Origin of the sequence: Mesorhizobium sp. L2C084A000 (assembly GCF_000502875.1) — a bacterium.
GTDB lineage: Bacteria > Pseudomonadota > Alphaproteobacteria > Rhizobiales > Rhizobiaceae > Mesorhizobium.
In genome coordinates, this window is the sequence record NZ_AYWX01000068.1 from 1 (window position 1) to 282 (window position 282).

Annotated in this window: 1 pseudogene; it reads right to left on the reverse strand. The window is 62.4% G+C overall.

From position 1 onward, the window contains the following. A pseudogene (locus tag X735_RS0135775) lies at positions 1–282 on the reverse strand (ABC transporter); the annotation flags it as partial.

The window sequence follows — 282 nt, forward strand, 5'->3', positions numbered from 1 at the left end:
GGTGGCAAACAGCTCGCGTCCGGTTGCGGTGCGATAGAGCAGCACATAGCCGGCGCACAGGATGACAATAGCGATGATGACGATCAGCGGCACGCCTGCGATCTTCAGCCCGGTCATGTCGAGCCAGGCTTGCGTGACTTCGTCGGCGCTGACCTGGTCGCCCGCCGCCCAGATCGAGTTGAAACCGCGGAAGATCGACATCGAAGCCAGCGTAACGACGATGGCCGGGATCTTTCCCCTGGTAACGACAAGGCCGTTGAGCAGTCCGGCAAAGCCGCCGAC